General features: G+C 63.4%; 28 protein-coding genes and 1 pseudogene. 15 read left to right on the plus strand and 14 right to left on the minus strand.

The genetic code is table 11. The features are described 5' to 3' along the window. Positions 1-13 precede the first annotated feature (13 nt). The 5 genes from J5X93_RS16340 to J5X93_RS16365 all read right to left on the minus strand — a co-directional run bounded on the left by J5X93_RS16340 (position 14) and on the right by J5X93_RS16365 (position 2,964). Positions 14-1,090, minus strand: coding sequence for a M28 family peptidase (locus J5X93_RS16340; protein WP_043209011.1), 1,077 nt, complete (start codon positions 1,088-1,090; stop codon positions 14-16). Positions 1,091-1,107: 17 nt separating this feature from the next. Next, positions 1,108-1,389 (minus strand): DUF6555 family protein, encoded by a 282-nt coding sequence (locus J5X93_RS16345; protein ID WP_043209012.1) that lies wholly within the window; start codon positions 1,387-1,389, stop codon positions 1,108-1,110. Positions 1,390-1,812: 423 nt separating this feature from the next. After that, positions 1,813-2,031, minus strand: a complete 219-nt coding sequence (locus J5X93_RS16355) for a hypothetical protein (protein ID WP_043209014.1) — start codon at positions 2,029-2,031, stop codon at positions 1,813-1,815. Positions 2,032-2,089: 58 nt separating this feature from the next. Continuing rightward, positions 2,090-2,554, minus strand: a complete 465-nt coding sequence (locus J5X93_RS16360) for a PA2171 family ribosome-binding persister protein (RefSeq protein ID WP_043209016.1) — start codon at positions 2,552-2,554, stop codon at positions 2,090-2,092. Between the two features lie 119 nt (positions 2,555-2,673). Beyond that, positions 2,674-2,964, minus strand: a complete 291-nt coding sequence (locus J5X93_RS16365) for a hypothetical protein (protein ID WP_182942873.1) — start codon at positions 2,962-2,964, stop codon at positions 2,674-2,676. A gap of 249 nt (positions 2,965-3,213) precedes the next feature. On the opposite strand from J5X93_RS16365, the gene J5X93_RS16370 reads away from it, so the two are divergent. From J5X93_RS16370 to arsJ, 7 genes are all read left to right on the plus strand, one after another. Then, a complete protein-coding gene (locus tag J5X93_RS16370; protein ID WP_090344626.1) occupies positions 3,214-3,669 on the plus strand; it encodes a (2Fe-2S)-binding protein in 456 nt (151 codons plus the stop codon). Then, entirely contained in the window at positions 3,669-5,918 is a 2,250-nt protein-coding gene (locus J5X93_RS16375) for a xanthine dehydrogenase family protein molybdopterin-binding subunit (protein WP_182942871.1), read from the plus strand. Before J5X93_RS16370 ends, J5X93_RS16375 begins: the two co-directional genes overlap by 1 nt. A gap of 16 nt (positions 5,919-5,934) precedes the next feature. Then, complete coding sequence (locus J5X93_RS16380; protein ID WP_182942869.1) at positions 5,935-7,272, plus strand: c-type cytochrome; 1,338 nt, start codon at positions 5,935-5,937, stop codon at positions 7,270-7,272. Positions 7,273-7,438: 166 nt separating this feature from the next. Continuing rightward, positions 7,439-7,795 (plus strand): metalloregulator ArsR/SmtB family transcription factor, encoded by a 357-nt coding sequence (locus tag J5X93_RS16385; RefSeq protein ID WP_182942867.1) that lies wholly within the window; start codon positions 7,439-7,441, stop codon positions 7,793-7,795. A gap of 55 nt (positions 7,796-7,850) precedes the next feature. Beyond that, positions 7,851-8,567 (plus strand): arsenical resistance protein ArsH, encoded by a 717-nt coding sequence (arsH, locus tag J5X93_RS16390; protein WP_043209028.1) that lies wholly within the window; start codon positions 7,851-7,853, stop codon positions 8,565-8,567. A 62-nt stretch (positions 8,568-8,629) separates the two neighbouring features. Further along, on the plus strand, positions 8,630-9,634 hold the full coding sequence (locus J5X93_RS16395) for an ArsJ-associated glyceraldehyde-3-phosphate dehydrogenase (RefSeq protein WP_182815457.1): 1,005 nt from the start codon (positions 8,630-8,632) through the stop codon (positions 9,632-9,634). Positions 9,635-9,643: 9 nt separating this feature from the next. Beyond that, positions 9,644-10,876 (plus strand): organoarsenical effux MFS transporter ArsJ, encoded by a 1,233-nt coding sequence (gene arsJ, locus J5X93_RS16400; protein WP_102081467.1) that lies wholly within the window; start codon positions 9,644-9,646, stop codon positions 10,874-10,876. 128 nt (positions 10,877-11,004) lie between these two features. On the opposite strand, the gene J5X93_RS16405 is transcribed toward arsJ, so the two are convergent. Beyond that, positions 11,005-11,898: a universal stress protein gene (locus J5X93_RS16405; protein WP_102081466.1), complete on the minus strand. Its 894-nt coding sequence runs from the start codon at positions 11,896-11,898 to the stop codon at positions 11,005-11,007. 162 nt (positions 11,899-12,060) lie between these two features. On the opposite strand from J5X93_RS16405, the gene J5X93_RS16410 reads away from it, so the two are divergent. Both J5X93_RS16410 and J5X93_RS16415 read left to right on the plus strand, forming a co-directional pair. Next, on the plus strand, positions 12,061-12,957 hold the full coding sequence (locus J5X93_RS16410; RefSeq protein ID WP_070571233.1) for a universal stress protein: 897 nt from the start codon (positions 12,061-12,063) through the stop codon (positions 12,955-12,957). Between the two features lie 35 nt (positions 12,958-12,992). Then, positions 12,993-13,100: pseudogene (locus J5X93_RS16415) on the plus strand (ribose-phosphate diphosphokinase); the annotation flags it as partial. A gap of 39 nt (positions 13,101-13,139) precedes the next feature. On the opposite strand, the gene J5X93_RS16420 reads toward J5X93_RS16415, so the two are convergent. Next, on the minus strand, positions 13,140-15,422 hold the full coding sequence (locus tag J5X93_RS16420; RefSeq protein ID WP_102081465.1) for a heavy metal translocating P-type ATPase: 2,283 nt from the start codon (positions 15,420-15,422) through the stop codon (positions 13,140-13,142). Positions 15,423-15,427: 5 nt separating this feature from the next. Next, on the minus strand, positions 15,428-15,679 hold the full coding sequence (locus tag J5X93_RS16425) for an Lpp/OprI family alanine-zipper lipoprotein (protein WP_043209082.1): 252 nt from the start codon (positions 15,677-15,679) through the stop codon (positions 15,428-15,430). Between the two features lie 292 nt (positions 15,680-15,971). Here J5X93_RS16425 and ftsH point away from each other — a divergent pair, with 292 nt between their 5' ends. Genes ftsH through J5X93_RS16440 form a run of 3 tightly spaced genes read left to right on the plus strand, consistent with a single transcriptional unit; the run spans position 15,972 to position 19,116 of the window. Then, complete coding sequence (ftsH, locus tag J5X93_RS16430) at positions 15,972-17,813, plus strand: ATP-dependent zinc metalloprotease FtsH (RefSeq protein WP_182942865.1); 1,842 nt, start codon at positions 15,972-15,974, stop codon at positions 17,811-17,813. Between the two features lie 28 nt (positions 17,814-17,841). After that, positions 17,842-18,267, plus strand: a complete 426-nt coding sequence (locus J5X93_RS16435) for a potassium channel family protein (protein WP_043209039.1) — start codon at positions 17,842-17,844, stop codon at positions 18,265-18,267. A gap of 39 nt (positions 18,268-18,306) precedes the next feature. Beyond that, positions 18,307-19,116, plus strand: a complete 810-nt coding sequence (locus J5X93_RS16440; RefSeq protein ID WP_232092078.1) for a ferredoxin reductase domain-containing protein — start codon at positions 18,307-18,309, stop codon at positions 19,114-19,116. On the opposite strand, the gene fnr is transcribed toward J5X93_RS16440, so the two are convergent. Continuing rightward, positions 19,091-19,822: a fumarate/nitrate reduction transcriptional regulator Fnr gene (gene fnr / locus J5X93_RS16445; protein WP_070571237.1), complete on the minus strand. Its 732-nt coding sequence runs from the start codon at positions 19,820-19,822 to the stop codon at positions 19,091-19,093. The genes J5X93_RS16440 and fnr overlap by 26 nt on opposite strands. 320 nt (positions 19,823-20,142) lie before the next feature. Here fnr and J5X93_RS16450 point away from each other — a divergent pair, with 320 nt between their 5' ends. After that, complete coding sequence (locus J5X93_RS16450; protein ID WP_182943310.1) at positions 20,143-20,712, plus strand: GNAT family N-acetyltransferase; 570 nt, start codon at positions 20,143-20,145, stop codon at positions 20,710-20,712. A 109-nt stretch (positions 20,713-20,821) separates the two neighbouring features. On the opposite strand, the gene J5X93_RS16455 is transcribed toward J5X93_RS16450, so the two are convergent. Genes J5X93_RS16455 through J5X93_RS16470 form a run of 4 tightly spaced genes read right to left on the minus strand, consistent with a single transcriptional unit; the run spans position 20,822 to position 24,499 of the window. Beyond that, positions 20,822-21,496: a phosphoribosyltransferase gene (locus tag J5X93_RS16455; protein ID WP_043209044.1), complete on the minus strand. Its 675-nt coding sequence runs from the start codon at positions 21,494-21,496 to the stop codon at positions 20,822-20,824. Between the two features lie 54 nt (positions 21,497-21,550). Beyond that, complete coding sequence (locus J5X93_RS16460) at positions 21,551-22,195, minus strand: hypothetical protein (protein WP_232092077.1); 645 nt, start codon at positions 22,193-22,195, stop codon at positions 21,551-21,553. 19 nt (positions 22,196-22,214) lie between these two features. Then, positions 22,215-23,582 (minus strand): MBL fold metallo-hydrolase RNA specificity domain-containing protein, encoded by a 1,368-nt coding sequence (locus tag J5X93_RS16465; RefSeq protein ID WP_182942863.1) that lies wholly within the window; start codon positions 23,580-23,582, stop codon positions 22,215-22,217. Next, positions 23,573-24,499: a universal stress protein gene (locus J5X93_RS16470; RefSeq protein WP_182815466.1), complete on the minus strand. Its 927-nt coding sequence runs from the start codon at positions 24,497-24,499 to the stop codon at positions 23,573-23,575. Before J5X93_RS16470 ends, J5X93_RS16465 begins: the two co-directional genes overlap by 10 nt. Positions 24,500-24,683: 184 nt before the next feature. Here J5X93_RS16470 and J5X93_RS16475 point away from each other — a divergent pair, with 184 nt between their 5' ends. Continuing rightward, entirely contained in the window at positions 24,684-25,232 is a 549-nt protein-coding gene (locus J5X93_RS16475; RefSeq protein ID WP_182943308.1) for a GNAT family N-acetyltransferase, read from the plus strand. A gap of 26 nt (positions 25,233-25,258) precedes the next feature. On the opposite strand, the gene J5X93_RS16480 is transcribed toward J5X93_RS16475, so the two are convergent. Then, positions 25,259-26,182 carry a universal stress protein gene (locus J5X93_RS16480; protein ID WP_090344605.1) on the minus strand — a complete coding sequence of 308 codons (924 nt, stop codon included), beginning with the start codon at positions 26,180-26,182 and terminating at the stop codon, positions 25,259-25,261. A 276-nt stretch (positions 26,183-26,458) separates the two neighbouring features. On the opposite strand from J5X93_RS16480, the gene J5X93_RS16485 reads away from it, so the two are divergent. Further along, the gene (locus J5X93_RS16485) at positions 26,459-26,707 is read left to right on the plus strand and encodes a hypothetical protein (RefSeq protein WP_070571247.1); all 249 of its coding nucleotides are present in this window, start codon (positions 26,459-26,461) and stop codon (positions 26,705-26,707) included. The last annotated feature ends 1 nt before the right edge of the window (position 26,708 follow it).

Consider the following 26,708-nt stretch of genomic DNA (forward strand, 5'->3'; position numbering starts at 1 on the left):
CCTGGGAGAGGGTTCAACGTGGATTGTGGGGGGCTGATGGGGTTTGCGGCGCCAGCGCGTATTCCACCAACGTCGCTGCACAGGCCGTGATGCCATCGCCATGGATCATCTCGAAGCCATGGGTGTTCTCCGTGGGAATGGCCAGGCAGCCTGCCTGCGCCGCGACACCCGCGCTCATGACCGCACTCGCGTCACTGGCGAAATCCACCAGCAAGGCGGCTTGCGGCCTGTACCCGGCGCGCTGCGCCGCCGCCGTCAGCCCATGGACGACACTACGGCTGTAGAGACCTTTTTGATCCCCGGTATTGATGATCGGGTCGGCGCTCAACCGGGTACCGTACTCGTCCAGCACCGGGCCCACTTCGACTGCCACGGTAGTATCGCCCGGCAGGCGCGCCGCGGCGTACATGGCTCCGGCGTTGGACTCTTCCTCCAGGGTGGTGAAGACGAACCAGACATCCTGGCGCAGCCCGGCGCGGCGTGCCTTAAGATCACGGGCACAGCCCAGCAGCGCTGCAACCGGCGCGCGATCATCGAGAAAATGCGCCGCGATGCAGTCGTTGACCGCGTAGGGTTGACGCCAGTGCCGGCTGAGCACGACCCGCGTGCCAGGCCTGATCCCGGCGCGTTCCAGTGCAGCGGTATCCTGGCGTGTGACCACGTGCACGTCCTGCCAATGCACGTCACCAGACAGGACTTCGCGACCATTGGTGGAGCGGCCGCTGTTGTGCATCGAGCCATAGGAGAGCACGCCCGGCAGGCACTGCTGGTCGCCGAGCAGCTCCACCGGGCACACGCCAAAACTGATCGGTTGCGCGCCTCCCAGTGCCAGTACTTCGAGCGTGCCGTCGGTCTTCACGCGCTTCACGATCATGGCGATCTCATCCATGTGCGCCATCAATCGGATGCTCTGTTCAGGCTCGCAAGGCTGGGTTGCGCGCAGCACGCCGAGCACGTTGCCGGCGCGATCGATGCGGGTTTCGTCGCAGTGACGAGCCAGTTCACGCTGGCAGATGTGCCGGACTTCATCCTCCTGCCCGCCGGGTCCGCGGGCCAGCAGCAGTGCGTGGAGTAGCGGATCGATTTCCATGATGACGTGCCCCGGGCTCATGAGCCGTTGAACTTCTTCACATCGATGGGCGGGGCGACGAATTCGGGCCCCTGCCCCGCTGGACGCCAACGCACGTTGGCCAGGCCGTAGCGCTCGGCCATGGGTCGGCTGACCTTCTTGATCGTGTGCTGGCCGAACCGTGGGATGATGCCCACGCCCGCATCGCAACAGGCCCAATGCCAGGCCTCGGCATTGTCCATGCGCCCCAGGCGGATGATGAACGTGCGGTACTCGCCATGGAGTTCGTACTCGATCACAAACAATTGCTGCCCTGCCATCACAAGCCTCCTCAGTGGTTCCAAGCCTATGGAGCAGGGGCAGGGAAAGAAAATTCATTCGAGATTCACACGCTTGGTACAGTCGCCCCAAACGACCGCCGGAACGCTCGCAATGAACCTTGGCCCCGCTCTCGGGCTCGATTGCCAAAGCGCGCAGGAAAACGGCCATGAATGCATTCAACGAGCCTTTGGAGCGGGAGCGACGCAAGCGCCTGGCGATCGATTGCTGGTTCGCCCTGTTCGACGATCACACGCAACGCCAGGACTGCCCCAGCACCTACCACGAGACGCTGTTGCGCCAAGCGGATGAAATGGACCGACTCGGGTTGGTGGAGTGGACCGAATGGCGCGACCTGCGCCGGCTGGCCGACCGGGCGTTCCTCAGGGCGGTCGCCGGTGCGGACTACCATCCGGCCACACCGCTCAGGGTTGTTGGTAGTGGGCCGGGGATGTGCCCGGCTCATGTTCATGCTCGATGCGCTGCACCTGTACATCGGTGAACGACGATGACTCGCCGCGATGCAGCCCCTGCAGATAGCTGCGCGCGCATTCCACGCTGATGTCCTGTTCGTCGCTGCGCATTTCGCAGGTGCCTGGTTGGTTATCGAGGATGTAGCTGATCAGAAACAGATGACTGGCCATGGACGGCGCTCCTGTCGAGAAAATGAAACGCGACCGGCTACCCGGTCGCGTATGGGCGTCAGGCGGCGCTCTGGTCGGCCTTTAGCATTTTCTTGTGGGCCTGCATGGCGACGCCCATCTCCTCGAGCGCCTGCTTGCCCAGCAGCTTCTTGGCAGTCGGAAAGAGCTCGCCTTCCTCCTCCTCGATATGGTGCTCCAGCAGCTCCTTCATCACCTTGACCCTGCCTGCGAATTCCACGGTGCCAGTGTCGGTCTGCAGCAAGTCGGGCAAGACCAGCGAGTCGACGGTGCGGTGTTCCTCCTTGGCCTCGTAGTACATTTTCTCCTCTTCCTTGCCTCCGGCCTGCTTGATGGCCGGGTAGAGGATCTGCTCTTCGAGCGCGGTATGGATCTGCAGCTCCTGTTCGATGCGGGCGAGCAACTCACTGCGCTTTTTCACGGCGCGCTCGGTGGTGCTGGACAGTTCCTCGAGCAGTTTCTTGACGGTTTCATGATCCTGGATCAGCAGTTCGATGGCATTCATTGTCGGGCCTCATCAGTCGATGGAATACAAAGACTTGCCCTGTGTGGAGTCATCGCCCGCTACGTCGGTTCGTGGTGGCCGATAAATGGCAGCGCACCGGCCGCGCCGCGGGGTGTCGGTCACTTGGCGCAGGCGGGGACCGCGACGCGCTCGCCGGCTATCCACCTGGCGCGGCCCACCCCCCAGGCCAGCGACCGGGTCATGGTCTCGCCTGGGCGAGCATCGAACGCTTCTTCGTGCAAGGCCTTGCCGCCACGTGCATACACACCGATGAACAACTGCGTGGCCCCGGTGCGCGACAGCCTTACCTGCACATCGATACAGGTGCCATCGTCGAGCGCCTCCTGATGCGTTCGATGATGAAGGGTCGCATCAGCCCAGTTCCAAAACACATTACCCCTGATACGCATGTCGGCCTCCTGCGACTCCTGTCCAGAGCGCCACCCTATCGAAACCGCCCTGGCATGCAACCTCCATGGGCAGGAATGAGAACTGAATCAGACAACCGGTGGGCTACCCTGCAATCAGGCTAATGATCGTCCAGCATCGGTCTAATGCTGCCGCCCTCGAGCTGCGCCTGTGCTAGCGTTTCCTGATTGGGTGCCCTGCCCTCCTGCCGACGAGAATCGACACATCAACCGACTGATTACAGGTGAGCCATGGAGCTGAAAATCAACCAAAAGACCTACCAGGTCGATGCCGAAGCCGACACGCCGCTGCTGTGGGTGATTCGCGACGACCTGGGGCTGACCGGCACCAAATACGGCTGCGGCCTGGCCCAGTGCGGCGCCTGTTCGGTGCTGGTCGACGGCAACGTGGTGCGCGCCTGCGTCACGCCGGTGGCCGGTGTGGTCGGGCGGGAGGTGACCACCATCGAGGCGATCGAGGCCGATGAGGTCGGCAAGCGCGTGGTGGCGGCGTGGGTCGAGCACCAGGTGGCCCAGTGCGGCTATTGCCAGTCCGGCCAGGTGATGGCGGCCACCGCGCTGCTCAAGCACACGCCCACGCCCAGCGACGAGCAGATCAACGCGGCGATGGTCAACCTGTGCCGCTGCGGCACCTACAACGCCATCCACGCCGCCATGCACGACCTGGCCCAAGGGGGTAAAGCCTGATGAAAACGCCCCTGGAGCTCCCCGAAGACCTGCTGAGCCTGACGCTCGGTGCAACCGTCAACCTGTCGCGCCGGCGTTTTCTCGCCGGTACCGCCGTCGGTGCACTGGTGCTGGGCTTCGGCCTGCCCCTGGGTTCACCCAGGGTGCAGGCGGCCACAGCCACCGGCACTGAACGCGGCACCCAGGTACCGGCCTTCCTGGAGATTCGCCCGGACAACACCGTGCGCCTGCTCAGCCCGTTCATGGAAGGCGGCCAAGGCACCTACACCGCCATGGCGCAGATCGTCGGCGAGGAACTGGATGCCGACCCGGCCACGTTCGTGGTCGACAGCGCCCCACCTGGCGAAGCCTACGTGGTGATGGAAAACGGCATGCGCATCACCGGCGGCAGCATGTCGGTGCGCATGAGCTACCCGACCATGCGCCGTCTCGGCGCCATGGCCCGCGCCATGCTGCTGCAGGCCGGCGCCGAGCACTTCGACGTGCCGGTGGGCGAACTCTCCACCGAGCCTGGCAAGGTCGTCCATGGCGCCTCTGGGCGCAGCATCACCTATGGCGAGCTGGCCGGACGCGCCATGGACCTGCCCGTGCCGGACCCGGCCAGTGTCCCGCTGCGCGACCCCAGCCAGTTCCGCTGGATCGGCAAGCCGGTCAAGCGCGTCGATGCCTACGACAAGTCCACCGGCAAGGCCCAGTACAGCATCGACATCCACCTCGACGGCATGCTCCAGGCCGCCGTGCAGCATGCGCCACGTCTGGGCATGACCCCTGGCGGCATCCGCAACGAAGCCCAGGTCAAGGCCATGAAAGGCGTACATTCCGTGCACCTACTGCCCGGTGCGGTCGCAGTGGTCGCCGAGCGTTGGTGGTACGCCAAGCGTGCAGCCGAGGCGCTTCAGGTCGACTGGCAGGAGCCGGGGCCCGACGCGACGGTACGGCCCATGCCCAAGGATTTTTCCAGCGATGCCTGGCGCGAGCACCTGGCAGCCCAACCAGGTCCAGGCCGCGATGACGAAAAACATGGTGATGTAGCTGCGGCCCTGGCCAGCGCCAAGACCACCGTCGAGGCCACCTACCACAATCAGTACCTCAACCATGCCCAGCTGGAGCCGCCCTCGGCGACCGCGCGCTTCAACCCGGACGGTTCGCTGGAGGTGTGGCTGCCCAACCAGGCGCCAGACATGTTCCGCGACGACATCGCCAAACGCACCGGGCTCGACCCTGCGCGGATCACCCTGCACTCGCCTCTGCTCGGCGGCTTTTTCGGTCGGCATTTTCTCTATGACTCGGCCAACCCCTACCCGCAAGCCATCGCGCTGGCCAAGGCGGTCGGCCGCCCAGTCAAGGTGATCTGGAGCCGCGAGGAAGAATTCCTGCGCGATGTGCTACGCCCCGTCGCCGTGGTCAAGTTCCGCGCCGGGCTCGATGACAGAGGGCTGCCGGTGGCGCTTGAAGCAGTGAGCGCCACCGAGGGTCCTACCGAAGCCATCGCCGGCAAACAGGGCGAGCAACTGGACCCTACAGCGCTCGAGGGGCTGTCGGGCAAGGCCTACGCCATCGCCAACACGCGCATCGCCCAGATCTACGTCAAAGGGCCGGCCATGCTCGGCTACTGGCGTTCGGTGGGTAATTCGCTCAACGACTTCTTCTACGAAGCCTTTCTCGACGAACTGGCCGACAAGGGCGGCCAGGACCCCTACGCGTTGCGTCTGCACCTGCTGCAGGGCAACGCGCGCTTGACCACATTACTGCAGGCGGTCGGCGAGTTGTCCGGCGGTTGGAAGCGCGGTCCGTTCACGGCCGAGGATGGCAGCACGCGCGCCCGTGGCGTGGCCATGGCCTCGCCATTCGGCTCCGAGGCGGCGGTGATCGCCGAGGTGTCGATCGAGAACGGCCAGGTCAAGGTGCACGACATTTGGCAGGCGATCGACCCGGGCAGCATCGTCAACCCGGCGATCATCGAAGCCCAGGTCAACGGCGCGGTGGCCCTGGGGCTGTCCCAGGTGCTGCTGGAGGAAGCGGTATGGCAAAACGGCATGCCGCGGGCGCGCAATTACGACCTGTATCCGGTGCTGCCGCCTTCGCGCATGGCGAGGGTGCATGTGCGCATCATCGAGAGCGGCGCGAAGATGGGCGGGATCGGCGAGCCCCCGCTACCAGCGGTGGCGCCTGCCGTGGCCAACGCGGTGGCACGGCTGACCGGTCAGCGCATTCGCAGCATGCCGCTCAGTCGCTATACCTTCAGCTGACGCCCAGGGGCCACCCATGCACAACCGTCGACTCGCAACCGCCGCCCGTTGGCTGGCCCTGCCGTGCCTGGCTGCGGCAGGCCTGTTGGCCTGGTATGTCACCCGTGAGCCAGCCTCGCCCCTGGCCGGCGAGGCGCCACCGGACGCTGCGCTGGTCAGTCGTGGCGAGTACGTCGCTCGCCTGAGCGACTGTGTCGCCTGCCACAGCCTGCCGGCGGGCAAGCCATTCGCTGGCGGTCTGGAAATGGCCACGCCGCTGGGCTCGATCCATGCCACCAACATCACCCCCGACCGGCAGACCGGCATTGGCACCTACAGCCTGGCTGACTTCGACCGCGCCGTGCGCCAGGGCGTCGCGCCAGGAGGCCGACGGCTGTACCCGGCCATGCCCTACCCCTCTTACGCCAAGCTCAGCGACGATGACGTCAGGGCGCTGTATGCCTTCTTCATGCACGGCGTACCGCCCGTCAACCAGGCCAACATCCAGAGCGACATTCCCTGGCCGCTCAACCTGCGCTGGCCCATCGCCCTGTGGAACGGCCTGTTCTCGCCCACCACACCCTATGCGGTCAAACCCGCACAGGATGCACTGTGGAACCGCGGCGCCTATATCGTCCAGGGCCCCGGTCATTGCGGCAGTTGCCATACCCCTCGGGGCCTGGCCTTCAACGAGAAGGCCCTGGATGAGCGAGGTGCGCCGTTCCTGGCCGGTGCCCTGCTCGATGGCTGGTATGCCCCGAGCCTGCGCGGCGACCACAACACCGGCCTTGGGCGCTGGAGCGAGGCGGACATCGTGCAGTTCCTCAAGACCGGGCGAAACCAGCATGCCGTGGTATTCGGCTCGATGACCGAAGCCTTCAACAACTCCAGCCAGTTCATGAACGACGAGGACCTGACGGCGATCGCGCGCTATCTCAAGTCATTGCCGGGCGACCGTGAGCGCGACGGTGCGCCCTGGCAATACCAGGCCTTGCCTGCCACGCACTTGGACACCCCAGGCGCCCAGACCTACCTGACCCACTGCGCCTCCTGCCACGGCCTCGATGGCAAGGGCCAGCCCGAATGGATGCCGCCCCTGGCCGGGGCCACCTCGGCGCTGGCCAAGGAAGACGCCTCGGCCATCAACATCACCCTCAACGGCTCGCAACGGGTCGTCGCCCAAGGCCAACCGGACGCTTACCGCATGCCGGCGTTTCGCGAGCAGTTGTCGGACCGGCAGATTGCCGATGTCCTGACTTTCATGCGCAGCGCCTGGGGTAATCGGGGCGGTGCAGTGCAGGCCCAGGCGGTCGCCAAGCTGCGCGAACACACCGACCCGGCCAGCAGCAGCCCGATCATCCTGCACATGCGCTGAGCGGTCGCCGGCCAATGCCGGACGAGGTGGCCAGGCCCTTGGCGCCTGACCGCCCCGCTGAGCTCTGCCTCTGATCAGCGGGGGCTTGAGATATATTCGATAAAGCGTATATTCACAAAATCATATATCCCTCGAAACTCGTGCTCGTCAGCCCATGAGAACCGCCATGATTGACCCTTTGTCGCCCACCCAGGTTTTCAAGTGCCTCGCCGACGAGAACCGTGTGCGCATGATGCTGCTGATTGCCCGCGAGGAAGAACTCTGCGTGTGCGAACTGATCTGCGCCCTGAATGAAAGCCAACCCAAGGTCTCCCGCCACCTGGCGCAACTTCGCACCTGTGGCCTGCTGGAAGACCGCCGCCAAGGCCAATGGGTGTATTACCGGTTACATCCCGCATTGCCCGCCTGGGTACGCGAAGTGCTGGCAACCACGCTGGAGGCCAACCGCGAATGGCTCAGCACCAGCACCCGACGCCTGGATGTCATGGGCGAGCGGCCCCAGCGCCTCGCCTCCTGCTGCTGATTGCCACCATTGGCGTGCGAGCAAAGAACGCCGTCCCTCTGCCAAGAGTGAAATCATGAACGAACACCCTATTCCCAACCTGGACAACGCACTCGTTGACCTGCCGACCGTGGACAAACTGGCGCGCGTGCAGACCTCCACGCACAAACCACGGATCCTGCTGCTCTACGGATCGACCCGCGAGCGCTCCTTCAGCCGGCTGTTGACCGAAGAAGCGGCCCGCCTGCTGGAACACTTCGGTGCCCAGACGCGCATCTTCAACCCCTCGGGCCTGCCGCTGGCCGATGACGCCCCGGACGATCATCCCAAGGTCAAGGAACTGCGCGAACTGGTGCTCTGGTCCGAAGGCATGGTCTGGTGCTCGCCTGAGCGCCACGGCGCAATGACCGGCGTGTTCAAGTCGCAGATCGACTGGATTCCTTTGAGCATGGGCGCGGTACGTCCGACCCAGGGCAAGACCCTTGCACTGATGCAGGTCTGCGGTGGATCGCAGTCGTTCAACGTGGTGAACCAGTTGCGTGTGCTCGGCCGCTGGATGCGCATGTTCACCATCCCTAACCAGTCGTCAGTGCCCAAGGCCTACCTGGAGTTCGACGAAGCCGGGCGCATGAAGCCGTCTGCGTACTACGACCGCGTCGTCGATGTCATGGAGGAACTGGTGAAATTCACCCTGCTGTTGCGCGACCGCGCCGATTACCTGGTCGACCGCTACTCCGAGCGCAAGGAGTCGGCCGAGGAACTGTCCAAGCGCGTCAATCAACGTTCTATCTGACCCCCTCATGACCTTCCTCACTTCCGTCGGAGGTGGGTTTACCGCACTACGAGCACAAGAACATGACAATCAAAGTAGGCATCAATGGTTTTGGACGTATTGGTCGTCTGGCGCTGCGTGCGTCCTGGGAGTGGCCAGAATTCGAGTTCGTGCAGATCAATGACCCGGCCGGCGACGCTGAAACCCACGCCCACCTGATCAACTTCGACTCGGTCCACGGACGCTGGCACCGTCAAGCCAATGCCGAAGGCGACTCGGTGGTGATCGAGGGCAAGCGCATCAAAGTCACCGCCAACAAGACGATCTCCGACACCGATTGGTCGGGCTGCGATCTGGTGATCGAGGCCAGCGGCAAGATGAAATCGGTGGCAGTGCTCCAGGCCTACCTCGACCAAGGCGTCAAACGCGTGGTGGTCTGTGCCCCGGTGAAGGAAAGCGGCGCGTTGAACGTGGTGATGGGCGTCAACCAGCACTTGTTCGATCCGGCGCAGCACCGCATCGTCACCGCCGCCTCCTGCACCACCAACTGCCTGGCGCCGGTGGTCAAGGTGATTCACCAGCACCTGGGCATCCGCCACGGCTCGATCACCACCATCCACGACTTGACCAACACCCAGAGCATTCTCGACACGCCGCACAAGGACCTGCGTCGTGCCCGCGCCTCGGGCATGAGCCTGATTCCCACCACCACTGGCTCGGCCACTGCGATCGCCGAGATTTTCCCCGAACTGCGCGGCAAGCTGAGCGGCCATGCCGTGCGCGTCCCGCTGGCCAACGCCTCGCTGACCGACTGCGTGTTCGAAGTGGAGCGTGCGACCACGGCCGAAGAAGTCAATGCGCTGCTCAAGGCAGCCGCCGAAGGCCCGCTCAAGGACATCCTGGGTTATGAAGAACGCCCCCTAGTGTCCATCGACTACCGCACCGACCCACGCTCCTCGATCATCGATGCCTTGTCGACACTGGTGGTCAACGGTACCCAGGTGAAGGTCTACGCCTGGTACGACAATGAATGGGGCTATGCCAACCGCGCAGCGGAGCTGGCCCGGCTGGTCGGCACGGCGGAGTAAGCAGCGATCATGAAGGCGTTGTCTGCCCTGTCTTCGCAAGTCCGTCAGTACCTGCTGGTGACCGGCAATTACTGGGCTTTCACCCTCACCGACGGCGCCTTGCGCATGCTGGTGGTGCTGCACTTCCATGCACTGGGCTACACGCCGCTGCAGATTGCGGCGCTGTTCCTGTTCTACGAAGTGTTCGGGGTGATCACCAACCTGGTGGGCGGCTACCTGGGCGCCCGTCTGGGGCTCAACCGCACCATGAACATCGGCCTGGGCCTGCAGGTGCTGGCCTTGCTGATGCTCACGGTGCCGGCCGCCTGGCTGACGGTGCCTTGGGTGATGGCCGCCCAGGCGCTGTCCGGCATCGCCAAGGACCTCAACAAGATGAGTGCCAAAAGCACTATCAAGCTGCTGGTTCCGGGCAGCCAGCAAGGCACTCTCTACCAATGGGTTGCCCTACTCACGGGCTCGAAAAACGCGCTCAAGGGCGTGGGGTTCTTCCTTGGCGGCGCACTGCTTGCCCTGCTCGGCTTCACCCAGGCGGTGCTGGCCATGGCGACAGTCCTGGCCTTGATCTGGCTCGCCAGCCTGATCCTGCTGCAAAAGGATCTGGGCAAGGCCAAGGCCAAACCGAAATTCCGCGACCTGCTGTCCAAGAGCCGGGCGATCAACCTACTCTCGGGCGCACGACTGTTTCTCTTCGGCGCCCGCGATGTGTGGTTCGTCGTGGCACTGCCGGTGTACCTGAGCACCGCCTTTGGCTGGGATTTCTGGCAGGTCGGCGGCTTCCTGGCCAGCTGGATCATCGGCTATGGCATCGTCCAATCGCTTGCCCCTCGTCTTACCGGCAAGGCGCGCGGTCATGTCCCCGACGGCCGGGCGGCCTTGGCCTGGGCCACCGCCCTCGCTGGCGTGCCCGCGCTGATCGCCTTGGGCCTGACTGCCGGGGCGCCAGCCCAGGTCGTGCTGCTCGGCGGGCTGATGCTGTTCGGCGTGCTGTTTGCGGTGAATTCGTCGCTGCACAGCTATCTGATCGTCAGCTATGCCAAGGAAGACGGCGTATCGCTGGATGTGGGCTTCTACTACATGTCCAACGCCCTGGGGCGGCTGATCGGCACACTGCTCTCGGGGTGGGTGTTCCAGGCGTATGGCCTACAGGCGTGCCTGTGGATCTCCTGCGCCTTCGTGCTGCTGGCGGCCTTGATTTCGGTCGCGTTGCCAAGGCATGCCAAGGGGGTTGTCGGTGCGCATTAGCCCCCCGGGCGGCCGTGCGACCGGCCACCAGGGTGACCGCACAGGACATCATCGAGTGCCACGTTCCTCCCTATGAAGTCGACTTTTGTATTGAGCTGGTGCGCCATGGCCGTGCACATAGCACCGTGTCAGACCGCAGGTGTCGGCTTGACCGCCAGAATGCTGCAGGGGGCACTGCCGATGAGTCTTTCGGTGGTGTCCCCAATCAGTTTGGCCCAACGCTTGGGCTGCACCACGCCCACCACGACCACATCGATCATCAGCGAGCTGATATGCGCCTTGATGATGCGAAGTGGCGCCCCCTCGACGAAGTACCGATGCGAATAGGCAATACCGTGCGCATCGGCCAAGGTATCGAACGGTACCCGCAGTGACGCTCGCACCTCCTGTGCCCATGGCTCGGCGAGCTCTGCATTGGCCAGCATGGCCATGGGCAGGTCGTAGGCCGACAACAGGTGCGCGTGCCCATTGCACTGGAGCGCCAGTTGCTGACCGGCCTCTATCAACCGGTGGTTGAGCACGTGCTGAGCAGGCTCGGGACTGGCCACATCCACTGCAATCAACACCTGGGCCGGCATGGCCGGCGCATTGACCGGCACGAACTGGAACAGCCCTTGGCAGGCATGCAACAACGCATAGTCGAGCGAGGCCTGCGCGATCTGCCCAAACATCGAGCTGGCGGGGCAATCCTTGATCACCAGGTCAGGTGCGAACTTCGCAATATAGGCGGGGAGGAAATCACGCGGGTTGAGGGTCTGCACGGCCTCGAACGATGGACGGGGCCGGTGGGCGCACTGCTCGTCGAGCAACGCATTGAGCTCGGCATTGAAATGCACGAACGATGCTGTCGCTGCCGGGGGTTGCTGCAGTTCGTGGTGCAATCGCAGCTCCGTGGGCTCATAGACAGCCAGTACATGCAACGCCGCGCCCGAAGCATCCGCCAACGCCAGCGCCCGAAGCAAGGCGGCCGGACATGACTCGGGCTGGGTCATGATCAAGAGAATCCGGCGGTACGGGCTCATAGGCCACCTCCCGAGACGAGGGTCGACACTCGCAGCCCCGTCATTATCAGAGCAGGTGCTGGCGCAAGCTTGATAAAAGTCAAGGCTTGAAAGGCCCGATACGTCACCCTTGGCCTGTACCGATGCGCCTTGCTCAAGGCTGCCATCGCCGAGGAGGCCATCATGACTACCTATTCGCGACTCCTGTTGATCTGCCATCCAGACCTGCACCCCTCGCCCGCCATGGCCCGCGCGCAAGCGCTGGCCAGTGGCACGGGGGCTACTCTGCACCTTGTGGTGTTGAGCCAACTGCCAAGCCGCTTGGCGACGCTGGACCAGGTACTGCGCAGCAATGCCCGCAAGCAGGACGCCGAGCATCGCAAGGCCTGGCTGGCTGAACAGGTCGCGGCGCTGGGGGCGCTCGGCATCACCGCCTACGCCGAAACCGTGGACGAAGACGATCCGCTGAAGGACTTGATTCACCTGGCCCAACTGCATCGTGTGGAAATGGTGATCAAGGACATCAAGCACGAAACCGCCCTGAGCCGCGCCCTGCTCACGCCACTAGATTGGCAGTTGCTGCGTCGTTGCCCGATCCCTCTACACCTGGTGGCCCATGCCGAGCCCACGCTGCCAACACGTGTCATTGCCGCTGTGGAACTGGCCGAGAACGGCCCAACGATCCAGAAACTCAACGATCGCATCTTGCAAGCGGCACACACCCTTGCGCAGCGCTGTAAAGCGCAACTGCACCTGCTTCAGGCATACGAACCCAGCCCCAGCTTCGTTGCCTATGCAGCCGCCCCTGTGGCCTGGACCGAGGCGCTGGTCGAGGAAATGACCGGCCGCGCACGCGAGCGTCTGGCAAAGCTGGGTGCCGACCAAAGCATTCGGCAGGATCACCTGCATCTGGTGCGCGGACCCGCCAGCAAAGTCGTCAGCGAGTTCGCCAATCAACAGGGTTTCGACGTGGTGGTGATGGGAACGCTCTACCATGAAGGGCGCACCAAGGTTGTCGGCAGCACCACCGAGCAGGCCCTGTACAAGGTCCAGTCCAGCATTCTGGCCATTCACGGTTGAATGCGGTGGCGCACCGTTTAGGCTTGATGCTGGCCAAGGCAGGGCTGAGGGGCGAGCATCTGATAGGTGACGTGGCCGGCAGAACCGTCATCGTTTTCGACGACCTGATCAGCACCGGTCAGACACTGCTGCGTGCCGAGCAATTGCAGGACACCTGATACAGCAACCGCTCACACCCAAGCTCAGCGTCGATCCAAGGAGCGATACAGCGCGTCCTCCTGGTCGAAGTGAAGCTTGGCCAGGGTGTCCAGACGAACAAGCTGTTGCTGTATCTCTTCAGCACTTGGAGCTCGCGTTGCCTGGCTGAAATCTTCGCTCATACGCGACAGCAGATGAATCAGGCGAAAGATTTCGCGATGGGTATGGCTCATGGTCGACAGTGGATCATCACCTGGCATGAAGCGGCTAAGCAGCGGGTAGAGCCGGCGTTCGTCATCGCGTTCGTGACGCTCCAGCAGGTTGTGCAGAGCAGCGACCAAGTTGCTCAAGTCGGCCTGTGCCTTGTCGAAAGGACGACTGGAAAAGTCGCGAGCCATCTGGCTCAGGTCCGTTAGCACCCCCTCCAGTTGCCGGTGCTCATCCTGGAGCCGATCGATCGCGGCGACGTCGATGCCGGCGCGCCGCCTACCGGGCCAGGGTCCCAATGCGCGCAGGGCATTGCCGATGATCAGCAGATCGATCCCTTCCTGCAGGATGGCGCCGAGCAAGGCCGGCAGATAGCCTGCCGCGGCGATGAGCATGGCCAGCAACGACAGGCTCATCCCGGCCCACACGCCTTGCCGCGCGATGTGCACGGCATGCCGGGCAATATCCAGTGCTTCGACCAGCCGGTCGAATCGGTCCACCAGCAGCACCACACCCGCCGCCTGTGCCGAAGCGGTGACGCCAGACGCCCCCATGGCCACGCCGACATCGGCAGCGGCCAGGGCTGGAGCATCATTGATGCCATCGCCGACCATCAGCGTTGGCTCGCGGCGGCAGCCTTCCTGCACCAGACGCACCTTGTCCTCGGGCGTCAGGCCAGAATGCAGTTCGTCGATGCCCGCAGTCAGTGCGATTGCCTGTGCCGTTTCCAGACGATCCCCCGTCAGCATGACGATCTTTTCGATACCTCGGTTACGGAGCAAGCGCAGGCTCTGGGGTGCTTCCAGGCGCAGGTTGTCGGCCAGCCTGATCATCCCTTTGAGTTGACCGTCGATCGCGACAAAACTGCCACTGCTGGCCAGGTAATCCAGCTGCTGCAAGCGCGCCTGCGCCCAGGCATCGCTTTGCGCTTCGCCTTGCACATAGCCCACCGCTCCCAAGCGCACGGCATGCCCCTGTACGGTGCCGGCAAGCCCCTGCCCGGGAGTCTCCTGCACATCCTGAGGAGGTGTCAGCGACAAACCGCGCACGCGAGCGGCCTGGACAATGGCCTGGGCGATCGGGTGCGAAGAGGCCTGTGCCAGCGAGGCGGCCCACTGCAGAAGCTGCAGCGGCAGCCCTTCACCCTGGAGCTCGATCGATTGCATCTGGGCATGACCACCGGTCAAGGTACCGGTCTTGTCCAGAAAGACCTGCCGGATCCCGGCAAGCGCTTCCAGAACCTGGCCATCCCGCACGAGGATGTTGCGTCGCGCGGCCCTGGAAATACCGGAGATGATGGCGATGGGCACGGCCAATATGAGCGGACAGGGGGTGGCGACCACCAACACTGCGAGCACGCGATACACATCGCCACTGAGCCACCAGGCGGCCCCCGCGACCAGCAACGTCAGCGCAATGAAGCCCAAGGCGTAACGATCGGCCAAGCGAACGAAAGGCGCGCGAGATCGACGCGCCGTTTCGGCCAGACGTACGATGCCAGCATAGGTGCTCTGCGCTGCCGTGCGCGTGGCCAGTAACAGCACTGGCGCGCCGGTGTTGGTCACGCCACTGGCCAGAAGCTCACCGCAATAGCGTGTGACCGGCAAGGACTCGCCCGTGAGCGCAGCCTCATCCAGTATCACCTGATCGCTCAGCAGACGACCATCGACCGGCACCACCTCGCCCAGGCGCACCCATACGATTTGACCGGGCTGAACTTCGTCCACGGGTACTTCACGCAGCCCGTCGTTTTCTTGAATCCAGGCACGCTGGGGAGCCCGCTCGATCAAGGCCCGCAGTTCGCGCTCGGCGTGTTGCAGGCTGAGCGCCTCCAATGCACGCCCGGTCGCCAGCATCAGCGCGACCACCGCACCGACCAGCATCTGCTCCAGCCACAGCGCCGCCAGGATCGACACCAGGGCGATGAGATCGATGCCAGCTTCGCGCCTGGCCAGGCGCCTGGCGATCTCCACGGCCAGCACCAGGGCCATCACACTGCTGCCTCCCGCCCAGATCAGCGCCGCCCAGGCAGGCTGCTGCGCGGCATAGGCGACCCCGCCAAACAGCAAGGCCACTGCACTCACGAGCAACAGGCCCGGGTCCAGCCAACGACGTGACATGGCGGTTACTTCTGTTTGGCCTGCCGCTGCAACCGTTGGACCTCTTGCTGGGTCTGGGTCGCGATGCGCAGCGCCTGGTTGGCAGTCTGCTCGACCAGATCGATCCGGTAGCAGACCTCGTCAGCGCGCAGCCTTGCGGTGGCGGCGTTGTTCTCCGCCGACTCCAGGCGCGCATCGATTTCCTCGGCGCGCCAAGGACTGCAGCCTGAAACGGATACCAGCACGATCGACAACCCGATAAGCAGATAGCGTCGCATGTCCATGCCCTCGCAGGTGCCTAAGATGACTTGAGTATCCGTAGCGCATCGGGCAGCGGCCTGACATTTATCAAGCTCCTGCGGCGTGGGCAGCACGTCGATCTTGACCTTTGTCAATCGCGCCAGGCCATCGACGGGTAAAAACAAGGACTAAAGGCAATGGCGTCGTCACGCTTTCAGGGGGCGGTGCCCGGCGTGAGGAAGGTCGACGATTGTCTGCTGATCGCCTGAAGCGCTTCATAGAATGCGTGGCACGAGGCCCGTCCAGTGATCGTCTCGAGGAACTGCGGCCATGAATAAAGATCAGCCATCGAAACTGTATTACCTGGCGATCGCGATCGCGCTGCTCACCGCCCTGCTGTTCAGTCTGTTCGACCGCTCGGCTGTCGCAACCCTCCCTTACAGCCAGTTCCTGCAACTGCTCGAACAGCAAAAAGTCAGTGATCTGCAAATCAAGCGCAATCGTATCCAGGGCAGGCTGCAGGAACCCATCGATGGGCGCGAACGGTTTTCCACCGTCCGCGTCGATCCGGCGCTGTCGGCGCAGCTCAGCCAGTCCGGGGTCGCCTTCACCGGTCTGGCAGAAGACAACACGGTCGCGGACTTGGCGGGCTGGTTACTGCCGTTGATGGTCATGCTCGGCGCCTGGTTCTTCATCTTCCGTGGGTTTGGGGAAAAGCAGGGGCTGGGGGGCTTGATGAGTGTCGGCAAGTCCCGTGCGCGGGTCTATGCCCAGCGGGACATCAAGGTCACCTTCGCCGATGTTGCCGGGATCGATGACGTCAAGGATGAACTGATCGAAATCGTCTCGTTCCTGAAAAACCAGGCCTGGTACGCACGCCTGGGGGCCCACGTCCCCAAAGGCACCTTGCTGGTCGGTCCCCCCGGAACCGGCAAGACCTTGGTGGCCAAGGCAATCGCCGGAGAGGCGGGAGTCCCCTTCTTCTCGATCTCCGGATCGGAGTTCGTGGAAATGTTCGTGGGCGTGGGCGCCGCCCGAGTGCGCGACCTGTTCGACCAGGCTCGACACGCGGCACCGTGCATCATTTTCATCGATGAGCTGGACGCCCTGGGCAAGATGCGCGGTATCGGCAACCTGGGTGGCAATGACGAGAAGGAGCAGACGCTGAACCAACTGCTGGCCGAACTGGACGGCTTCGATCCGCGCGAAGGCGTCGTGCTGCTGGCAGCCACCAATCGCCCCGAGGTGTTGGACCCGGCGTTGCTGCGCGCTGGACGATTCGACCGGCAGATCCTGATAGACCGGCCCGATCGCAAGGGCCGCCTGGCGATCCTGAAAGTGCACCTGCACAAGATCGTCTACAAGAACGACCTGGATTGCGAACGCATCGCCGATATCACGCCTGGCCTGACCGGCGCCGACCTGGCCAACCTGGTCAACGAGGCGGCCATCGTCGCCACCCGGCGCGCCAGTCAGTGGGTCGAACTGGAGGACTTCACCGCGGCGGTCGAGCGCCTGGTCGCTGGGGTAGAGCGCAAGAGCACCGTGCTGCGTGAAGACGAGCGCCAGGTCGTGGCGTATCACGAAATGGGCCATGCCCTGGCCGCCAGCAGCCTGCCGGCGATGGACCCGGTCCACAAGGTGTCGATCATCCCACGGGCCGCGGGCTCGCTGGGCTATACCCTGCAAAGGCCGACGGACGACCGCTTCCTGATCAGCGGGCAGATGCTCAGAGACCGTATCGTGGTGCTGATGGCAGGCCGTGCGGCCGAAAGCCTGGCATTCGGCCAGGTGTCCACCGGGGCCGCCGATGACCTGGGCCGCGCCACCGATATTGCCCGACAGCTGATCACCCGGTTCGGCATGAGCCCTGAATTGGGCCAGGCAGTGCTGGAGCGCCAGCAGGCCAGTTACCTTGGAGACGCCCTGTTGCGTCAGGAGCACAAGGATTACTCCGAGCAAACGGCGCGGGAAATCGACCTTGGCATTCGTGAGCTGCTCGAGCAGGCCTACAAGCGAGCCCAGGCATTGCTTGAGCAACGCCGTGCCGATCTGGACGCAGGCGCGCGCTTGCTGCTGGCCAAAGAAACCATCACGCCCGAGGAGTTTCCCGCCCTGCAGCCGCAGCTCAAGGAGCCTGTGGCATACCCATTGATCGGCACTGCAAAATAATCACCCGATTTCGGCCAGGGTGCCTGCCATGTTCACCGTCACGCTGATCAACACACTGGTCGTGATTCTTGTGGTGATCATTCACTACGAATGCCTTCTGCGCCTGAACGACTGGCTGCCACGGCTGAAGCTATGGAGCCGCTTCCGGATCGTGGTCGGTGTGTTCGGGGCGCTGCTAGCCCACGCATTGGAGGTGTGGTGCTTCGCCCTGGCCTACTACCTGATGGCCAATGCCGAAGGCTGGGGCTCGTTCAGTGGCAATTTCGACGGCACGTTCATGGACTGCGTGTACTTCTCCTTCACCACCTACACCACCATCGGCTTCGGCGACATCGCCCCCACGGGCAATCTCAAGTACCTCACAGGTCTGCAAGCGCTGACAGGCCTGGTGTTGATCACCTGGACGGCATCGTTCCTGTTCCTGGAGATGCAGAAGTACTGGAAGGCCAAGTAGCGATGCGTCATCGGCTGAAGGAAGCCCGAGGATGCCGGTTTGACCCTGATCAAAGTGCGCCTGTGGCAGAGGCCTAGCCTGAAGCAAGCACGTAACGCTTGCACGTTCGAGGCGCGTATGAGGCGGGAAGACAGCGGAGGTGTCCGGTTACTGGAAGTGTTACCGGGCCCAGGCATCCAGCAATGCTTGCGCCTGGAGCTGTGCGGCTCGCAGCTCACGGAAGCGATGCCGGGCCAGTACTGCCTGCTGGGCAGCCGAGGCGTTGACCTGTCATGCAGCTACGTCAGCCTGCCAGGCATGGCCAGGCGCTTCACCGTGACCACGCATCGCACCCAAGCATTGGGGCAGGCAGGTGATGTTCTCGATTACTCAGGGCCGCTGGGCAGCGCTTGGCCGATTCCGTTGCACAGTACGCGGCTGCTGGCGATCACCCGAGGAGAAGGGATCCTGGCGCTTCTTGGCTGCCTGGATGAAATCCTCTGCTGGCTGCCCTGGGTGCAGGTGCAACTGTCACACGAAGGCTTCCCCCACGATCAGCTACCCGATGATTGTCTCCACAGGCTCTCGACGCTGTCTCCCCTGCCCCGCAACAGCTGCAGCGGATGGGCGCAACTTGCAGATCAACTGACGCATTTCAAGCCCGACACCGTCTACTGCTGCGCGCCGGCGCACATCGCCCGCCAAGCCGCCCGCCTGTGCTGGCAACACGGCGTACCTGCACAGCGTATCTGGCTACGTACGGATCAAGTGGCGCCCCAAGCAGAGCGCTGGCGATCTGCGCTGGAAGGCCCGGTGCAACGCTATGACCGGGTGCTCGCGATGCTCAACCGGCCTCCTCCACCCGGGTGAGATTGACCAGGCTTTGCTGGTCGACAAGCCGGACTTCCCGACCGACGCATTCAATGAACCCTGCCTGGGTGAATCGGCTGAACAGCCGGCTGACGGTTTCAAGCGTCAGATCCAGGTAATTGGCAATGTCGCCTCGGGACATGGGCAGTCTGAACAGGTCGGTACGTAGGCCTCGCTGGTGATACCGAGCCGACATGCCCAGCAGGAATATCGCAAGGCGCTGGTCGGCACGCCCATGGCAGCAGCGCAGGTGTTCATCCTTGCCCTGGATCCCCAGGCTGAGCATGTGCAACAGCTGGTAGCGCAAGCCTGGAATCTGCCCCGACAGGTCAACCAGTTGATCGAGCTTGATCGAGCAGACCAGCGATATGTCCAGCGCCAGGGCGTAGCTTCGGTAATGACTGGCACCGATGGCATCCAGGCCCAGCATTTCCCCCGGCAGGATGAATCCGCTGACCCGCTCGTTGCCTTCGGCGTCGAGCAGGAAATTCTTGATGGCCCCTGAGCGCAGGGCAAACACGTGATCCATGGGCTCATCGGCCTTGAACAGGTACTCGCCCTTCTTTAGCGGGCGATTCCGGCGCACGATGTGCTCGAGCTTGTCCACTTCGTCAGCACTGAGGCTGGCGGGCAGGCAAAGCCGGCTCAACGAGCACGCAAGGCACTTCACCTGGGGCCTTGCCCCCAAATCTTCAGAGCCTGACATGACGATGCCTCCGCTTTCTCATGCAGGGCATATATAAAAACTAGCTGCTTCGTCTGAGCCATGCGCCATGGCCGACCAAGGGTCATCTGCCTCCCTGCCTGAACCTGAGCAAGATCAAGACAAGCCCGCGAGCCCTCGTCATGCTCATGCGCCAGGCAATCGTTTCCGGTGACCCCAACGGTTACCTGAGCCGAGGATAGACCTCGACGCGAGCGGCTGCGATGACCGGCAACCGGGCACTTGATAACGATCAAGTCGATCAACGCCTGAACGTTGAAACTGAATCTCCATCGTCCTTTTTTGCAAACGAGGAAATTGCCATGGCTACCGCCGATATGACCCCTAAGCACACCGCACCCTCGTTCCCCGTGCCCTCCGGCGAGCACTGGATCGAAGCACTCGACAATGGCAACCATGTGCTGATCAGGCCCTTGCAACCCAAGGACCGCCAGCGCGAAAAGGCCTTTATCGAACGGCTATCCCCAGAATCGCGTCATTTCCGCTTCCTGTGCCAGCTCAAAGAGCCTGGCGAGGCAATGCTCAACCAACTGATGGATGTCGACCAGGACCGGCACGCCGCCTATGTCGCGCTTGCCCACGTCGATGGCGAACTGCAGGAAGTGGGCATTTCCCGCTATGCCGCCTGCGAGAAGGACGACGAGTGCGAATGCGCGGTAACGGTCCTCGACAGCTGGCAGCATCACGGTCTGGGCCGTCTGCTGCTCAAACATCTGATCGACCATGCCCGCAGCAGAGGCCTGCGAGCGATGTATTCGATCGATGCCGCCTCTAACGTAGCGATGCGTGATCTTGCTAAAGCGGCGGGGTTCACCACGACCCGGGATCCGGATGACGCCAGCCAAGTCATCCATCGCCTCTCGCTGGTCTGAAACGGTGTCGCGGCGGCCCTTCAGGGCCGCCCTCAGCTATCCATCTGGGGATGACGTTGATGAACGCACCTTCGAACAGCTTGCAGGAGAAACTCTACGACCGGCAGTCTCACGTTGACTCACGCAAGCTTGCCTTGTGCATGAGCGCCAGGACTTCTTCGTCGGTGGTCTGGGGAAAATCCAGGTACCAATAGCCGACTGAGACCATCCGCTCCGGCACCAGCGGGCAAATGACCTGATCCACCTTTGTGCACAGGGCGTCGAGCGTATCCGGGGGCGAGACCGGCACCGCAACCACGATGCGCGAAGGCGCCTGTGCCCGCACCGCTTGAACGGCGGCCATCATCGAGGCGCCTGTGGCCAGGCCGTCGTCGATAAGGATTACCACTTGGTCCTTGAGCTGCAGCGGTGGGCGATTGCCCCGGTATTTCTTTTCCCGTCGCAGCAGTTCCTGGGTTTCCTGGTCCAGCACAGTTTGGAAACGGGTGCGGTCGATGGGATACGCTCGGAGCGCATCGTCATTGAGAATGCGGATGCCCCCGCTGGCAATGGCGCCCATGGCGTACTCCGGATGCGAAGGCAGGCCGAGCTTGCGCACCACCAGCAGGTCCAGGCGAAGCCCGAGGGCCGTGGCAACTTCATACGCCACTGGCACACCACCACGGGGCAATGCGAGCACGATCGCATCAGGCCTGTTGGTGTATTCACGCAGCGGCTCCACCAGGGCTCGACCGGCTTCGGTGCGGTTCGCAAAGGTAGTCTGCCGTGCAAGATCCTGAGTCATGGGAGCCTCCTGCGTCGCGACGGACGCCTGTTGATTCGATCGCCTATCGCGCCTCTAGGGCATCGCCTCGGCGGCCTCTTCGGGCAGCAAGTCGAACTGCGCCAGACAACGCCGCTCATCCGCCGGCGTCAAGGCTTTGAGGGTGCTCGCTTGCTGCAACGGTGTCTCGAACAACGCCAGTCGGATCACGCCATTGCGGTCCAGAAAGGTCTGCGCCAGGCATGAGCACACCGGCCTGCCCACCAGAGTGGCGAGGGGCTCGTCCTCGGGCGCCTGCACCTGGGCCTGCAAGTTGGCCTGGCATCTATCCACGATACGCTCCACGGAGCGGCCTGCCAGCCAGAGCGTGCTGGCGCCGAGCACAGCCAAGAGCACCAGCACGCCCAGCAGCACATTCGACTCCCGGGCTACCGCCCGGATGAAGGCGAGCCTGGCCTGCCAGCCGGTGGTCTGCCCTTCGAAAATGGCTTTGCCCACTGTGCGCCTCACGCCGCGCTGCACGGCCCATCCCACCGCGATACTCAAGACCAGTAACGTCAACAAGACCGCGGGATCACGCATCGGCAGGCGCCAGGACGGGCCCAACGCCTGGTAGGCAGAGGCGGCCACCACCCAGGTGACGATGGCCATGACCCAACCCAGACTACCCTTGGGCCGCTGCATCCATGCCTTGAGTTTTGCCCTTGCTTGTGTATCCATGACAGCCTCCCGCGCCTGGCTAGCGCACAGGGTCTATGGCAACGGTTTCCTGATGTTCGGGTACGCAGACCTGCCATCCGAGTTCGAGGCTGATACGCCGGCGCAAGGTGTCGGCCGCGTGCGGCTCGCCATGGATGACATAGGTCTGGCGAGGCGGCCGGGCGAACCCGCGCAACCACTCCATGATTTCGTCAGCATCGGCATGCGCCGAAAGATTCTCCATTGCATACACCTGCGCCCTGATGGGCACATCTTCGCCATGCACGCGCACGCTGTGCGCGCCGGCGACGATATCGGCGCCGCGTGTACCACCGGCCTGGAATCCCGAAAACAGGATGCTGTTGCGGGGATTGGGCGCCAGCGCCTTGAGGTGATGCAGTACCCGCCCGCCGGTCGCCATGCCGCTGGCGGCAATGATCACCGCCGGCTCGCGCAGCTGGTCCAGGCGCCGAGACTCATCGACGGTGCGGATGATGTGTGTGCCCCTGCACATCGCAGCGCACTCCGCCGGTGACAGGCGGTGCTCGCCCCTGAACTGCTGGTACAGGACGGTGGCATCGGTCGCCATCGGGCTGTTGAGATAGACCGGAATGTCCGGTATCAGCCCGTCGCGTTTGAGCTTGTACAGGTAGTACATCAGTAGCTGGGCTCGGCCCACGGCGAAGGATGGCACCAAGGTGATGCCATGGCGCAGGAGCGTCTGGTTGATGACCTGGGCCAGGTACTGCTCGGTGGATTCGTCAGGATGCTTGCGATCCCCGTAGGTGGACTCCACCAGCAGTACATCTGCCGTCCTGACCAGTTCGGGCGCGTGCATGATCGGGTCCTGCGGGCGCCCCAGGTCGCCGGAAAACAGCAATCGCTGGCCGTCGGCGGTGATCTGCACGGACGCAGCGCCCAAGATATGCCCGGCCGTACGCAACAGAAGCTCCATGCCCTCGGCAACCACGGTACTGTGGTGCAACTCTACCGGGCGAAACAGCGCCAGTACGCGCTTGGCATCCTGCTCGGTATAGAGCGGGCGCGCCGGTGAGTGCTTGGAATAGCCATGCCGGTTGGCGTGCTCGGCCTGCTCTTCTTGCAACCGGGCGCTGTCGAGCAGCAGGATTTCGGCCAAGGCGCAGGTAGCCGGCGTCGCATAGATCGGCCCGCAATACCCTTCGCGTGCCAACACCGGGAGGTACCCACTGTGATCGAGGTGAGCGTGGGTCAGCACCACGGCATCGAGCGCACGCAGGGGGGCGGGCAAAGGCTCCCAGTTGCGCAGGCGCAACTGCTTGTAGCCCTGGAACAGCCCGCAGTCGATCAGCACGCGGGTGCTGTCGCGGGTCAACAGGAATTTGCTGCCGGTCACGGTGCCGGTACCGCCTAGGAAGGTCAGTTGCATGGCTGCGGCTCCCAGGTCTGGATCACATGGGGATGAACCGCCAGCACACTGCAAGGCGGTCGGCTGACGATGCGTTCAGTGGTATCGCCCAGCAGCTTGTCCAATCCCTTGGGCTGCACGACGCCCATGACCACCACGTCCGTATCCAGCACGGCCACCTGCTCGCGAATGACCTGCACAGGCCCACCTTCCTTGAAAAGCCGACGATCCTGGGGGACGCCTTCGGCATCGGCCAGGGTGTCGAAAGGCTCTTGGAGGGCGCTGCGCATTTCGTCGATCCACGCCTGGGTCACATTCATGTCCGAGGCAAACACCCCCGCCAGGTTGTACGCCGACAGCAGGTGCAGCTGCGCATCGCACTGCAGGGCCAGCGCTTGCGCGGCCTGGACCAGCCCGTGATTGAACAGCGCCTGGGCCTCAGGGGTATCGCTGAAGGCGGTGTCCACGGCAACCATGATGCGTTTGGGCAGCGACACCGCCGCCGTTGGCACGAATAGCACCATTCCCTTGAACCCACGCGTCAGCGCGCAGTCCAGCGGCGTGCCGAACAGCCGCGCCAGGGCCGGCAACGCTTCGCTGTCCTTGATGACCATGTCAGGTTGCATTTCGCACAGGTAATCGATGGCCTGGCTGCGAATGTCTTCGGCATGAAGGCTGTCGACCGTCAACGCGACACCGCTGGCCCGGTGCCGGTCGACCAGCTGCGCGAGGCGCTCGCGGTAGTGGATGAACTGGCGCTTGATATCCACCTCGTTCAGTCGCTCCTCCCGCAGCAGGTGCTCTTCAGTGGGTTCGAACAGCCCCAGTACATGCACGCTGGCACCGCTGACATGGGCCAAGGCAAGCGCCCTGCGCAGGGCTGAGGAATGCGGATCGATGTCGGTAAGCAGCACCAGCAGTTGTCGATACTGACCCATGGCGGACCTCCGGGCTTGCACGGCAGGAGTAGGGATGCAATTGATCTTCGGTAAACAGCCCCCTCGCCGCTTGATGCAGATCAGAAAACCGCTTGTCCCGCATGAACTTGACGATTGTCAGAACCGGACCGGCCCACCGCGGTACAACGGTTCGCAGGGTATCGACCGGATCATCGGAGGCGACATGAACAAGCAACCCGTCAAGCAGCTGGACGTGGAGGAACATTGGGTGGAGCATCTTGCGGATGACGCTGTCGTACTGATCCGCCCACTGCGCGATGAAGATCATGAACGGGACAAGCGCTTTCTCAGCACGATCACCTATGAGTCACGGCGCTTTCGCTTCATCGCCGGGCTCAGCAGCGGCTTGCCCAACCTGGATGCACGGCTGATGCCGGTGGACTACCACCGGTGCATGGCATACGTGGCACTTGCGCATGAGGACGGCCAACTCAGACAGGTCGGCGTGAGCCGCTATGCAGGGATTCCCGGCAGCCACAATTGCGAATGCGCAGTCGCAGTCAGCGAACCATGGCAACGCAAGGGCCTGGGCAGGTTGCTGCTCAAGCACCTGATCGACGCGGCCCGGCGCAATGGCTATCACTGCATGGTGTCCAGGGACCTTGCAAACAACTATGCCATCCACCGACTGACCAAGGCGCTGGGCTTCACCTCACGTTACCTGGGGGGCGATGTCAGCGAGATCCTCCACGAGCTGGATCTCAGGACCTGAAACAAGGCCCTTGCGGGCCTTGGATGTCAGCCTCGGGAGCGTTCCGGCGAGATCACCAGCACGCTGCTGTCGAGCCGGTGCAGCACCCGCTCTGCCGTACTGCCAATGAACCAGCCAATACCATGATGGTGATAGCTGCCCATCACCAGCACGTCGGTGTCGTTGTTCTGCATGTACAACGCCAGGCCCTTGGCCGGATCGCCGACGCGCATGTGACGGTGCTCGGCGGCGATACCATTGCGCTCGGCCAGCGCCTGGAACGCCTCGCTCTGGGCTTCGTGAAGGGTCTTGAGCTGGCTCGAGTCGAAGAGGAACGAGTGCTCGCGACCACCGCCGGCGTCAACATACATCGAGCCCAGGTCATAGACGTACAGCAGGTCGATCTGGGCATTGCATTGCAACGCCAGCTTGAGCGCTTCACTGATGATCTGGTCGTTGAGCCCCTCGACCTGATCTTCGGGCCGGGACAGGTCCACCGCCGCCAGTATCTTGCGTGGCAACGCATGACTGGCCTTGTTCACCAGATGCAGGGGGATGCTGGTTTCGCGCAGCAGCTGGATGTCCAGCGAGGTGAACATCGCGCGTACCCACCACGGCTCGTGCTCGAGCGCCTTGATGAGCATGGCGAATTTCTGCTCGCGCAGATGCACCAGGATCTCGTCCAGCGGATTCTGGACCCACACCACCTCGGTGGTGACCGTCACGCCATTGCGCCGCATCGACAGTGCCTGGGTTTCCAACCACTCACGGTGTTGGCGCACATACCCATCGCGCATGACGGCAAGGGCCTGGTCGTTGACCATCCCCGCGGTGGCAAGCCCTTCGAGATAGTCGAAGGCCACGATGTGCAGGGGCATGCCCTTGGCCTTGGCCAGCGCGGCGGCTCGGTCATAGACCGGCGTGCGACGCATCAAGGGCGACACGATGAGCAAGAGTCGTTGATTGTCCATGACACACCTCTGCGGTTGGGGAAGCGTGCCTCGATCATCTGCCACCGGCGCCTGCCCGACTTGATGTTTATCAACTCGAACGGCTCAGACAAACGGCTGCCACGGCGAACCAAGAACTTGACACGGATCAAAGCTCCAAAGCATTTACGGCGCACGCTAACCCCACAGCCACAGCAATCGTGCAATGCCCCCCTGGTCTTCAGGGCCGTCGGCAGGACGCCATCGCACTACGAATCGATACGCAAGTCCTTGCTCACGCGCGCTCTGGAGGTTCCGATGAACGTCTATATCGAGGTAAACGCCGATCAGCACCGCTGGTGTGTCCACATGGACCAATGGCACGTTGGCTTCAGAACGCCGGATGAGGCCGAACAGTTCGTCGAACGACTCACCGCCCGGCTCAACGCCCCCCATTCGCTGGACATGCTCGCCGACAGCCCAATCTGGAACCAGATGGCGGGCAGGCATGCGCAGCTGTCCGCCAAGGCAATGCCATCGCTCGGGCGATGCGTGAAGGAGGCCTGAA

The sequence above is a fragment of the Pseudomonas sp. BYT-1 genome (assembly GCF_023611805.1).
GTDB lineage: Bacteria > Pseudomonadota > Gammaproteobacteria > Pseudomonadales > Pseudomonadaceae > Aquipseudomonas > Aquipseudomonas guariconensis.